Origin of the sequence: Kitasatospora sp. NPDC088160 (assembly GCF_044741445.1) — a bacterium.
Taxonomy (GTDB): domain Bacteria; phylum Actinomycetota; class Actinomycetes; order Streptomycetales; family Streptomycetaceae; genus Kitasatospora.
Map to the genome: position 1 here is coordinate 214,952 of NZ_JBIUSS010000011.1, position 12,483 is coordinate 227,434.

General features: G+C 74.8%; 7 protein-coding genes. 3 read left to right on the top strand and 4 right to left on the bottom strand.

What is annotated here, in order from left to right; all coding sequences use genetic code 11:
• Window positions 1–216 precede the first annotated feature (216 nt).
• Window positions 217–1,929, top strand: a complete 1,713-nt coding sequence (locus ACIOGZ_RS19300) for a PQQ-binding-like beta-propeller repeat protein (protein ID WP_400986541.1) — start codon at window positions 217–219, stop codon at window positions 1,927–1,929.
• A gap of 165 nt (window positions 1,930–2,094) precedes the next feature.
• Complete coding sequence (gene pepN / locus ACIOGZ_RS19305) at window positions 2,095–4,677, top strand: aminopeptidase N (protein WP_363580372.1); 2,583 nt, start codon at window positions 2,095–2,097, stop codon at window positions 4,675–4,677.
• Between the two features lie 176 nt (window positions 4,678–4,853).
• On the opposite strand, the gene ACIOGZ_RS19310 is transcribed toward pepN, so the two are convergent.
• From ACIOGZ_RS19310 to ACIOGZ_RS19320, 3 genes are all read right to left on the bottom strand, one after another.
• The gene (locus ACIOGZ_RS19310) at window positions 4,854–5,087 is read right to left on the bottom strand and encodes a hypothetical protein (RefSeq protein ID WP_363580370.1); all 234 of its coding nucleotides are present in this window, start codon (window positions 5,085–5,087) and stop codon (window positions 4,854–4,856) included.
• Window positions 5,088–5,193: 106 nt separating this feature from the next.
• Window positions 5,194–7,329 carry a 4-alpha-glucanotransferase gene (gene malQ, locus ACIOGZ_RS19315; protein WP_400986543.1) on the bottom strand — a complete coding sequence of 712 codons (2,136 nt, stop codon included), beginning with the start codon at window positions 7,327–7,329 and terminating at the stop codon, window positions 5,194–5,196.
• 378 nt (window positions 7,330–7,707) lie between these two features.
• Window positions 7,708–7,965 (bottom strand): hypothetical protein, encoded by a 258-nt coding sequence (locus ACIOGZ_RS19320; RefSeq protein ID WP_363580368.1) that lies wholly within the window; start codon window positions 7,963–7,965, stop codon window positions 7,708–7,710.
• Between ACIOGZ_RS19320 and ACIOGZ_RS19325 the strand changes: the two genes are divergently transcribed.
• Window positions 7,964–11,605, top strand: coding sequence for a beta-N-acetylglucosaminidase domain-containing protein (locus tag ACIOGZ_RS19325; RefSeq protein ID WP_400986545.1), 3,642 nt, complete (start codon window positions 7,964–7,966; stop codon window positions 11,603–11,605). The genes ACIOGZ_RS19320 and ACIOGZ_RS19325 overlap by 2 nt on opposite strands.
• Window positions 11,606–11,717: 112 nt before the next feature.
• Here the strand turns inward: ACIOGZ_RS19325 and ACIOGZ_RS19330 are convergent, their stop codons facing one another.
• The gene (locus ACIOGZ_RS19330) at window positions 11,718–12,362 is read right to left on the bottom strand and encodes an HNH endonuclease (protein ID WP_363580364.1); all 645 of its coding nucleotides are present in this window, start codon (window positions 12,360–12,362) and stop codon (window positions 11,718–11,720) included.
• Window positions 12,363–12,483 lie beyond the last annotated feature (121 nt).

Sequence of the window (12,483 nt, forward strand, 5' to 3'; positions counted from 1 at the left end):
GACCGAAAAACACCCACCACTAGCATGGTGCCCTATCTCACGCGTCCCCCCGGACCGCGGGGCGGTATCGGCAGGGGGGCGCTTCCAGGAATGACGGGGAATCAGATGGCAGGGGATCACCCTACGCCGGGGGCAGGCGCAGTGCCGGGCAGCGGCCCGCAGGACAATCGGGGCGTCTCGTTCGGGCGCCCGCCCGGCGGCGTGGATCCGGCCGCCGTGGCGGACCAGGTGACACAGCTCGACGGCGCGGCGATCCCGGGCCCGGCCTCGCCCGCCGGGCCGCCGCCGGCCCAGCCGCCGGCTCCGCCCGCGCAGCCGCCCGCCGCCGGTGCCGGTGCCGGTGCCGGCTACCAGCCGTACGCGCCGACCGCGGCCGCCTTCCCCGGCCAGGCTCCGCCGCCGCCGGCCGGGGCGCCGGTCGGCCCGTACGACCCGATGCCCGGTGGCGCCTACGGCGCGCCGGACGGCGGGCAGGCCTACGGCGCCGGCTACGGATACCCGCAGCAGCAGCCCGGGTACTACCCGGGCGCGCCGCTGCCCCCCGCGCCCAAGCAGCGCAACCCCGTGATGCTGTGGGGCGGGATCATCGGCGGCGTCCTGGCGATCGCCATCGTCGCCGGGCTGGTCGTGCTCCTCAAGGGCAACGACCCCGACCCCACGCCGAACGCCAGCTCCGGCGGCACCACCACGTCCGGTGGCACCACTTCCGGAGGCACCGTCACCAGCGCCCCGACCGCCGACAGCACCAGCGGCAGCACCACCGGTGGCACCACCGGCGGGGCCGGCTACAACATCGCCTGGAACGCCCCCAAGGCCGCCAACGCGGACAGCGGCTCGCAGCTGCTCGGCATCTGGGGCAGCGACAAGGTCGCGGTGCGCGCCGACAGCACCGGCATCCGGGCGTACAACACCTCCGACGGCAAGGAGGCCTGGAACATCCCGGTCCCGGCCGGCAGCAAGGAGGTGTGCACCGCCTCCTACTCGGCCAACTCGAAGAACATCGCCGCCGTCTCCTTCAACACCGGTGACAGCGACTGCTCCACCATCGGCGCCGTCGACGTCAGCCAGGGCAAGCTGCTCTGGAGCGTCAAGGTCTCCACCGACCGGATGTCCTCGCCGACGCTCAGCGTCACCGACAAGGTGGTCGCCATCGGCGGCAACGTGGTCGGTGGCCTGAACATCGACAACGGCTCGGCGGCCTGGCAGTTCCAGCCGCGCGACAAGGACTGCAGCCTCTACGGCCGCGCGGCCGGCAGCCAGATCGCGGTCAGCGACCGCTGCTACGGCGGCTCCGGCCCGAAGTCGCAGCTGGTCATCGTGGACGCCGACAGCGGCAAGGCCGCCAGCACGCCGATCACCCTCACCGGCAGCATCGAGCGGATCGACAAGGTCGTCCAGGACCAGCCGCTGGTGCTGCTGATGAGCAGCGGCCCCAACGGCGACTACATCCTGCCGTTCGACAAGAGCAACAAGCCCGGCAACCAGATGTCGGTCAAGGAGCCCGGCGCGGACAGCCTTCGGCTGTCCGGCCAGTCCGACGCCTACAGCCAGAACGTGGTCAGCGGCACCACCCTGTACGCCCAGATCACCGGCGCCAAGTCGGCCGTCAACGCGTACGACCTGACCACCGGCAAGCGGATCTGGTCCGCCGCCAGCGCCACGTCCAACCAGGACATCCGGCTGGTGTCCGGCACCGACAAGGACGGCAAGGTCCGCGCCATCGTCAGCCAGGGCTACAACAAGCCCGCCCGGCTGGTGACGCTCTCGCCTGCCGACGGCTCGATGACCGACCTCGGCACCATGGCCATGCCCAACGGCCTGGACATCGGGATGAGCATGTCCGAGTACGTCCTCTCCAGCGACGGCAGCGCCGTGTACGCCTTCCGCCGCGGCAGCTCCGACGCACCGCTGACCAAGTGGAAGAAGTGACGGCGGGGGGCTGAGCACCCCTCGGACACGGGCCCTCGCGGCTCGTCCTGGCGGGGCGGGAACGGGCGATCTGTCCGGACCCGCCCCGCCTGCGATTTTTCCGGGAGCCCGTCCGTTGGGTCATGGGAGGATTCGCCCCATCAGCCTGACGAAGGAGTGCAGCGAGTGCCCGGCACCAACCTGACCCGCGAGGAGGCCCGCACCCGGGCCGACCTCCTCCACGTGGACGCGTACGACATCGAGCTCGACCTGAGTTCGGCCCGCGAAGGAGGCACCTTCCGGTCCACCACCGTGGTCCGGTTCACGGCCACGACCCCCGGCGCGGACACGTTCATCGACCTCGTCGCGCCGAGCGTCGAGGAGATCACCCTCAACGGCGCGCCGCTCGACCCGGAGAGCTTCGCCGACAGCCGGATCCCGCTGCCGAACCTGGCCGCCGAGAACGAGCTGCGCGTCGTCGCCAACTGCGCCTACACCAATACCGGTGAGGGCCTGCACCGGTTCGTCGACCCGGTCGACGGCGAGACCTACCTGTACACCCAGTTCGAGGTGCCGGACGCCCGCCGCGTCTTCGCCTCCTTCGAACAGCCCGACCTGAAGGCCGCGTTCGCGTTCACCGTGACCGCCCCCACCGGCTGGGTCGTGGTCTCCAACTCGCCCACCCCGACCCCGGTCGGCGAGGGCGCCTCGCAGGTCTGGACGTTCGAGCCCACCGGCCGGATCTCCACCTACATCACCGCGCTCGTCGCCGGCCCGTACGTCGGCGTCTTCGACACCTACGAGAACGGCGCGCAGAAGGTGCCGCTGGGCGTCTACTGCCGCCCCTCGCTGCGCGAGTTCCTGGACGCCGAGGACATCTTCGCCGTCACCAAGCAGGGCTTCGACTACTTCCAGGAGAAGTTCGACTTCCCCTACCCGTTCGCCAAGTACGACCAGCTGTTCGTCCCGGAGTTCAACGCCGGCGCGATGGAGAACGCGGGCGCCGTCACCCTGCGCGACCAGTACGTGTTCCGCTCCAAGGTCACCGACGCCGCCTACGAGGCCCGCGCGGCGACGATCCTGCACGAGCTCGCCCACATGTGGTTCGGCGACCTCGTCACCATGGAGTGGTGGAACGACCTCTGGCTCAACGAGTCCTTCGCCACCTTCGCCGAGGCCGTCTGCCAGGCCGAGGCCCCCGGCTCCAAGTGGCCGCACTCCTGGACCACGTTCGCCAACCAGATGAAGACCTGGGCCTACCGGCAGGACCAACTGCCCTCCACCCACCCGATCATGGCGGACATCAACGACCTGGAGGACGTCCAGGTCAACTTCGACGGCATCACCTACGCCAAGGGCGCCTCGGTGCTCAAGCAGCTGGTGGCGTACGTCGGCCAGGACGCCTTCTTCCAGGGCGTGCAGGCCTACTTCAAGCGCCACGCCTGGGGCAACACCCGACTCACCGACCTGCTCGGGGCCCTGGAGGAGGCCAGCGGCCGCGACCTGCGGACCTGGTCCCAGGCCTGGCTGGAGACCGCCGGCATCAACGTGCTGCGGCCCGCCATCACGCTGAACACCGACGGCGAGATCGAGTCCTTCGCCGTCCTCCAGGAGGCCCCCGCGCTGCCCACCGGCGCCAAGGGCGAGGCCGTGCTGCGCCCGCACCGCATCGCCATCGGCCTGTACGAGCTCGCCGACGGCGCGCTGGTGCGCACCGACCGGATCGAGCTCGACGTCGACGGCCCGCGCACCGAGGTGCCCGAGCTCGTCGGCCGGCACCGCCCGGCCGTCGTGCTGCTCAACGACGACGACCTCTCGTACGCCAAGATCCGGCTCGACGAGGACTCGATGGCCGTCGTCACCGAGCACCTCGGCGGCTTCACCGAGTCGCTGCCGCGCGCCCTGTGCTGGGCCTCCGCCTGGGACATGACCCGCGACGGCGAACTCGCCGCCCGCGACTACCTGGCGCTCGCCCTCTCCGGCATCGGGCGGGAGAGCGACATCGGCGTCGTGCAGTCCGTGCAGCGCCAGGTCCGGCTCGCCCTCGACGCCTACACCGACCCCGACTGGCGCGAGCAGGGCCTCGCCCAGTGGGCCGCCGCCGCCGAGGAGCACCTGCGCGCCGCCGAGCCCGGCAGCGACCACCAGCTCTCCTGGGCCCGCACCCTCGCCTCCGTCGCCCGCACCGACGGGCAGCTCGGCCTGCTCGCCGGCCTGCTCGACGGCACCGCCGAGATCAAGGGCCTCGCCGTCGACACCGAGCTGCGCTGGACCCTGCTCACCCGGCTCTGCGCCACCGGGCGCGCCGACGAGGCCGCCGTGACGGCCGAGCTGGCCCGCGACAACACCGCGGCCGGCCAGGAGCACGCCGCCACCTGCCGCGCCGCCCGGCCCACCGCCGAGGCCAAGGCCGAGGCCTGGACCGCCGTCGTCGAGTCGGACACCCTCACCAACTACGTCCAGGAAGCGACCATCGCGGGCTTCCAGCAGTCCGACCAGCAGGAGCTGCTCGCGCCGTACGCGGCCAAGTACTTCGCCGCCGTCAAGGAGGTCTGGGAGACCCGCAGCCACGAGATCTCGCAGCAGATCATCGGCGGGCTGTACCCGGCGCTGCAGGTCACGCAGGCCACCGTGGACGCGACCGACGCGTGGCTGGCCGAGGCCGAGCCGGCCCCGGCGCTGCGGCGCCAGGTCGTCGAGGCCCGGGCCGGGATCGAGCGCGCGCTCAAGGCCCAGGCGGTCGACCGGGCGGCGGGCGCCGGCCGCTGACCTGCCGAGGCGCCCGGCGGGGTCCCGGTCGGGGTCCCGACGGGCGCCTCGGGGCTCCGGCGGGGCGCCGTCGGGGCGCCGTCGGGCGCCGTCAAAGTGCGCTGGAAACGCCTGAAGGGGCACCGGAGATCTCCGGTGCCCCTTCGGGGTCGTGCAGGTCCTGGTGGACGCGGTGGTTACTTCTTCTTGCCCTTGCCCTTGCCGTACGGCAGGCCCGCGAGGGCGGCGATGATCACGAAGGCGGCGATCGGGATCAGCACGTACAGGCCGATGGTCTGGCCGACGCTCAGGCCAGGACCCGGGTCGTCGCCGTCGTCCCTGGTGAAGGCCATGGCGGGCGACGACAGCAGCATCATCAGCGTGACCGTTGCGGAGACCGCGCCGGCTCGCAAAGCGTTCCTCTTGTCCACGTTTCCAACTTACCCGCCGCTTATGACCCCCCGCGCGTCGGGGTCGGCCTTCCGGAAGGGGGCCGTCCGCGGTGCCGGGGTCAGGCGGCGGGGCCGCACGGCGGGGTCAGACGGCGGGGTGGGCGCCGGGCGGGGCCAGCAGGTGGGCGAGCAGGCGGGCGGCCGGGGTGGCGGCCAGCCGGTCGAGGGTGACCGGGTCGCCGGCCCCGTCGGCGACCGGCAGGCGCCAGTTCGGGTACTGGTCCCAGGTGCCGGGCAGGTTCTGCGGGCGCGGATCGCCGACCAGATCCGGCAGCCAGACGCCGACCAGCTCCGCCGGGGTCGCGCGCAGGAAGCGGTACAGCACCGGCATCGACAGCGGCTCGCCCGGCGCGAGCAGCCCCCGCGCGGTCAGCTCGGCCCGCCAGTCCGCCAGCTCGGCCACCGCCTCCTCCTGCTCCTCGCCCAGCGGACGGGCCAGCAGCCCGAGCCGGTGCCGCAGCTCGACGTGCTCGCCGGAGAGCCGGGCGGCGGTGCTCGGCAGGTCGTGGGTGGTGAGGGTGGCCAGGCAGCCCGGGCGCCAGCGGTCCGGGGCGAGGATCTCCCCCGCCCCCTGCCAGTCCCGCTCGAACCAGAGCACGGAGGTGCCGAGGATCCCGCGCGCCGCCAGCTCCTCCCGGACGCCCGGCTCCACCGTGCCCAGGTCCTCGCCGATCACCGCCGTCCCGGCCCGGTGCGCCTCCAGGGCCAGCACGCCGAGCATCGCCTCGGCGTCGTAGCGGACGTACGCGCCCTCGGTCGGCGGGTGGCCGTCCGGCACCCACCAGAGCCGGAACAGGCCCATCACGTGGTCGATCCGGACCGCGCCCGCGTGCCGGGCCGCCGTGCGCAGCAGCTCCGCGTACGGGGTGTAGCCGGCCGCCGCCAGCGCGTCCGGGCGCCAGGGCGGCAGGCCCCAGTCCTGGCCGTGGGCGTTGAAGGCGTCCGGCGGGGCGCCGACGGAGATGCCGCCGGCCAGCACGTCCTGGAGCGCCCAGGCGTCCGCGCCGTCCGGGTGGACGCCGACGGCCAGGTCGTGGATCAGGCCGACCGGCATGCCGGCCTGCCGGGCCGCGCGCTGGGCCTCCGCGAGCTGCCGGTCGACCTGCCAGGCGAGCCAGCGGTGGAACTCGACCCGGTCGGCGAGCTCCCGGGAGGCGTGCCCCACCTGTGGGCCGTCCGGGTGACGCAGCCCCTTCGGCCAACCGTGCCAGTCGGCGCCGTGCACCTCGGCGAGCGCGTTCCACAGCGCGTGCCGGCGCAGCCAGTCGCCCTCGCGGCGCTGGTAGGCCTCGTACGCGGCCTGGCGGCCGGGGCCGCGCGGCACCTCGTGCAGCAGTTCCAGCGCCTCGCGCTTGAGCGCCCAGACGGCGTCCCGGTCGATCAGGCCGTCGTGCCCCAGCACCTCGTCGCGCAGCCGGGCGGCCCGGCGGCCCAGCTCCTCCGCCTCGGCGCGCTGGTCGCCCGTCAGGTAGGCGTACTCGGGGACGGCCTCGACCCGCAGGTGCACCGGATCGGCGAAGCGGCGGGAGGAGGGGCGGTAGGGGGACGGGTCGGTGGGGGCGGCGGGTGCGGCGGGCAGCGCCTGGTGCAGCGGGTTGATCTGGACGAAGCCCGCGCCGAGGCCGGCGCCCGCCCACTGGGCCAGCTCGGCGAGGTCGCCGAGGTCGCCCATGCCCCAGGAGCGGTCGGACAGGACGGAGTACAGCTGGGCGAGGAAGCCCCAGCTGTAGCCGGGCAGCGGGGGGAGCTTCTCCGGTGCGACGATCAGCGCCGCCTGGGCCTTGCCCTCGCCGCACTCCGCCCTGAGCACGTGCCGCCCGAGCGGCAGGTCCGGCGGCAGCCAGTGCGAGTGGCCGCGCGGCAGCTCCCACACCCCGCCGTCCTCCAGCTCCACGTGCAGCCGCGCGTCGGCCGGCACGTCCAGCGCCGTCCGCCGCCCTTGACGGACCACCACGCAGGGCGGCAGCAACCGGGCCTGCTGCGCGGCCCGGTGACGATCCAGCGCCTCGCGCGCCTGCTCCGGCGTCCCCGCCGCCACCCCCAGGGCCGCCAGCACCGCGACCAGCGTTCGCGCCCCCACGGCCACACCCCCCGGCCCGGGGTACCGGGTGTCCACCCCGTACGCCTGCGCCAGCGCCACCAGTTCGGGCGGTGGCGGCGGCGCGTCCTGCGTCGGCACCCTCAGCCCGTCGGCTCCGTCACGGTCGAGATAAGCGGCCACTCGCGGCTCCTGCGATGTCTCGGCAACGCCTGGTCAGGACGACCACAGTCCTACCCGGGTGACGGCCCGACGACGCTGCGCGACACGACCGCGCGGGTGGATCGGCCTGCCGGCCGGGGGCTGCCGCGGCCCCGGACCGAATTCTCGAACCGGGGCAGACCAGGCATAGCGGGCGGTCGCGTTGACACCGGGTTGGGTAGCTGGTGGGGTTGCGGCGATGTGGTCCAGGCCTGGCGAGGAGGCTCCTGTGGAAGCCCGAGTGTCCGTTGTGGCCGGGCGGCGGCTGCGGCAGCGGTTGGAGCGGAGTGCGGCGTTGCGGGAGGTGCTGTACCACCCGGCGGCGCTGGCGGCGCGGCGGGCCACAGCGCGGACGTGCCGTCAACTGGCGCCCAGGACGGCGGACCGGCTGATCGCCGGTCTCAAGGGGACGGAACCGCTGCTGGCGTCGGGGCGGGCGGAGCGGGCCCGGCGGGCGGCGGGGCGGCCGGGGCGGCGGACGCTGCAGATCGCGGCGGGGGTCGCGGCGGCGGCGGTGGTCGGCGGGTTGCTGGCCGGGCCGGTGCCGTCGGCGGCGTACGCGGCGTCGGCGGGGCCGGACGTGGTGAGCAGCGCACCGCAGACGCCGCTGGGGAGCATGACGAACCCGCAGGTGTTCCCGCGTCCGCAGGAGCAGACGGTGGCCGGCAAGCCGGTCGCGGTGCCGGCCGTGGTGACGCTGGTGCCGGCGCCGGACGCGGACCTCGGGGCGTTGGACGCCGTCCGGGAGGTGCTGGAGATCGCCGGGGCGACGACCGTGACCCCGCAGCCGGACGCCGACGCGCCGGCCGCCGGGTCGCTGGTGGTGTACGTCGGCGGACCGGCCGAGGCCGCCGACGGCGGGACGGACCGGGCGCTGCGCGCGCTGTCCGCCGCGGCCGGCGGCAAGGACGGCGCCGCCCCCTCGACCGCGGGCATGCCGGCCGGCGGGTACGTGCTGTCGGTCGGTCAGCTGCCGGCCCGGGGCGGCGGGACGTACGGCGCGGTGGTGCTGGCGGGCGCGGACGCGGCGGGCACCTTCTACGCCGTGCAGAGCCTGCGCCAGCTGCTCGCCGCCGTCCCGGCCGGGCAGGGGCAGGCGCCGGGCGCCGCCGGGCTGGGCCTGCCCGGGATCACGCTGCGGGACTGGCCGAGCGGCGCGCCGGTGCGCGGCACCGCGGAGGCGTTCTACGGCAGCCCGTGGACCGCGCAGCAGCGGCTCGACCAGGTGGACTTCCTCGGCCGCTCCAAGCAGAACTTCTACCTCTACGCTCCCGGTGACGACCCGTTCCGGCTCTCCCGCTGGCGCGACGCCTACCCCGCCGCCCAGGCCGACGAGCTGCGCGAACTGGGCGCCGCGGCCCGGCGCAACCACGTCACGCTCGGCTACGCGATCGACCCGGGGCAGTCCCTCTGCTTCAGCTCCGGCAAGGACGTGAACGCGCTGGTGGCCAAGCTGGACGGGCTGCGCAAGCTCGGCTTCACCGCCTTCCAGCTCCAGTTCCTGGACGTCAGCTACGACGAGTGGCACTGCGGCGACGACCGCGACACCTACGGCACCGGCCCGGCCGCGGCCGCCAAGGCGCAGGCCGCGCTGGTGACCAAGGTGCGGGACCGGCTGATCGCGCGCAACCCGGGCCTGGCGCCGCTGTCCGTCGTGCCCACCGAGTACCACAAGCAGGGCGTCACGCCGTACCGCAAGGCGCTGGCCGCGGCGCTGCCGGACGGCGTGCAGGTGGCCTGGAGCGGGGGCGGGGTGATCCCGGAGAAGATCACCGGCGCCCAGGCCGCCGAGACCGGCGACCTGTACGGCCACCCGCTGGTCACCATGGACAACTACCCGGTCAACGATGCCAGCCCGGACCGGCTCTTCCTCGGCGCCTACACCGGGCGCGAACCGGAGGTGGCCACCCGCTCGGCGGTGATGCTCACCGGTGCCATGCAGCAGCCGATGGCCTCCCGGATCGCCCTCGCCACGGCCGGCGACTTCGCCTGGAACCCGGCCGGCTACCGGCCGGAGGACTCCTGGCAGGCCGCGGTGCGCTCGCTCGCCGGCCCGACCGGTGCCGGCAGCACGCCCGCCGGCACCGCCCTGTCCGCGGTCACCGCGCTGGCCGGCAACAGCTCCTCCTCGCCGCTGTCCCAGCAGGAGTCCGGCTACCTGACGCCGCTGCTCGACCGGTTCTGGGCCGCCGCCGAGCCCACCTCGGGCACCGCGTCGGACCTCGCCAAGCTGATAGAGGCCGCCGCGCCCCTGCGGGACGCCTTCGCCGCGATGGCCACCGCCCAGCAGACCCTCGCCGGCACCCAGGCCACCGCCCAGCTCGCCGCCGAGGCCGCGCCCTGGCTCGCCCCGCTGCACGACTACGGGCTGGCCGGGCAGTCCGCGCTGGACATGCTGCTGGCCCAGCACGGCGGCGACGGCGCGGCCGCCTGGAAGGCCCGGGTGGAGCTCAACCGGCTGCGCGAGCAGCTCGCGCAGAGCCCGGCCACGATCGGCGCGGGCGTGCTCGACCCGTTCCTGGAGCGGGCCGTCGGGGCCGCCGACAACTGGGCCGGGGTGGCCGGCGGCGGGATCACCCCGACCACCACCATGGGCACCGCGCACGACCACCTGCCCGCGCTGATGACCGACGGCGTAGCCGACACGTTCTACTGGAGCTCCGCTCCCCCGCAGCCCGGCGACGCGGTCGGCGTCGACCTCGGCGGCGGGCGCCCGGTCGGCGCCGTCACCGTGCTGATGGGCTCCTGGGGCAACGGGCCGGACGGCCGGAGCGCGGTCGACGACTACCTCCACGACGGCGTGCTGGAGTACAGCACCGGCGAGGGCGGCTGGAAGCAGCTCGCCGTGGTCAAGAACCAGAAGTCGGTCAGCGCCAAGCTGCCGGCCGGCTCGGTGGTGCGGGCCGTGCGGCTGCGGGCCACCGCCGCCCAGAAGACCGCCGTCGCGGTGCGCGAGTTCACCGTCACCGCGCCCGACGACGCCCCCGCCAGCGTCACCGGCGGCCCCGCCGCGCTGCCCGGCTCCTCGGCGTCCGCGGTGCTGGACGGCAATCCGGACACCGCGTACCGGGCCGCCAAGCCGCCCACCGCGCAGGACGAGCCGCTCACCGTCGAACTGGGCGCCGCCCGCCCGCTCGACCGGCTCACCGTGCTCACCGACCCGGGCGTGCACGCCACCGCCACCGTCTCGGTGCGCCGCTCGGACGGCGGCTGGACGGACATCGGCACCGTGCAGCCCGGCTACAACGAGCTGCCGGCCGGCGGGCAGGCCGCCGACGCGTTCCGGCTGGCCTGGAAGCCGGGCGGCGACCCGCCGGTGGTCAACCAGGTGATCCCCTGGTACGCGGACGTCCCGGCGGCCCGGCTCAGCCTGTCCGACCCGACCCTGGACGTGGTGGCCGGCGCCGCCGCGCCCGCCCAGACCCGGGCCACCGTCGAGGCCGGCCGCCCCGAGGGGACCAGCGGCGAGCTGCACACCGAGGTGCCGGCCGCGGCCAAGGGCCTGACCGTGACCCCGGCGGCCGGGGTGACCGTGCCGCGCGGCGGCCGCATCGGCGTGCCGCTGCTGGTCAGCGCCGCTCCCGGGACGCCGTTCGGGACGTACCAGGTACCGGTGCAGTTCGCGGCCGGCGCCACCACCGTGAAGCAGGTGCTCCAGGTGCGTGTGGTGCCGCCGACCAGCGGTCCGGACCTGGCGCTCGGCGCGAAGGCCACCTCCTCGGGCGACGAGACGCCGAACTTCCCCGCCTCGGCGGTCACCGACGGTGACCCGAAGACCCGCTGGTCCTCCCCCGCCAAGGACGACGCCTGGGTGCAGCTGGAACTTCCGCAGGCGACCCACCTGGGCGCGGCGGTGCTGCACTGGCAGGCCGCGTACGCCGCCGCCTACAGGCTCCAGGTCTCGGCGGACGGCACCACCTGGACCGACGCGGCGACGGTGGACAACGGCAAGGGCGGCGACGAGACCGTGCGCTTCGACGCTCCGGACGCCCGGTTCCTCCGGGTGCAGGGCGTGGCCCGGGCCAACAAGTACGGCTACTCGCTGTGGGGCGTCGAGCTGTACGCCGTCACCCCGCCGCCCCCGTCGCAGCCGCCGGCCGTCCCCCCGGCCCAGCCGGGCGGCGGCGCCACCACCGCGCCCACGGCCCCGACCACGGCCCCGACCGCTCCGAGCACCCCGGCCACGCCCCCGGCGAGCGGGACTCCGGGCGGGACGACAGGCGGGACGACGGGCGGGACACCGCCGCCGAAGCAGTAGCCGCCGCCTCCCCCACCGGACAACGCGGCGGGCCGCCGTGCTCCCCGGTGGGGGGCGCGGCGGCCCATGAGGCGTACCGACGGTATGACGGGCTGGCCCTTGTGGAGCGGGGTCAGGCGGAGAGCGGTTCGGGCTGCTCACCGCGGCGGACGGGGGCGGAGTGGGCCGAGTGCGCCCGGCCGAGCGGGACGGGGAGGCCCTGCTCGGTATGGTCGTGGTGCTCGTACTCGCCCCACTGCGGGGCGCGCAGCTGGTCGGAGCCGCCGTACGGCTCCAGGTAGGGACGCCAGCGCGGGTCCTTGATGCCGGTGCCGATGATCCGCCAGGCGAGGCCGCTGGGCGGGGCCGGTGGCCGCTTCATCCGCCAGCCGAGTTCGGTGAGGTGGCGGTCGGCCTTGGTGTGGTTGCAGCGGCGGCAGGCCGCCACCACGTTGTCCCACCGGTGCTGGCCGCCCCGGCTGCGCGGGATGACGTGGTCGACGCTGGTGGCGGCGGCCCCGCAGTAGACGCAGCGGCCGTGGTCACGGGCGAACAGCGCCCGGCGGGTGAGCGGGACGGGCCCGCAGAACGGGACCCGGACGAAGCGGGTCAGGCGGACGACGGACGGCGCCGGGAGGGCGCTGGTGGCGCTGTGCAGAGTGACTTCCGAGTCCTCCAGGCTGACCGCCTTGTGGTTGAGGACCAGGATGAGTGCGCGGCGCATCGATACGACGCCGAGTGGCTCGTAGGACGCGTTGAGGACCAGGACATGCGGCACGGATGCCTCCTTGGACGCCTGCGGCGCGTGGCTCGCGCCGGGACGAGCGGTTGGATCGCACAACTGGTGCGCGATCTCCCCCAGTGTCGCCTTACGCCTTTGTACGGCGCCACCACTCCTG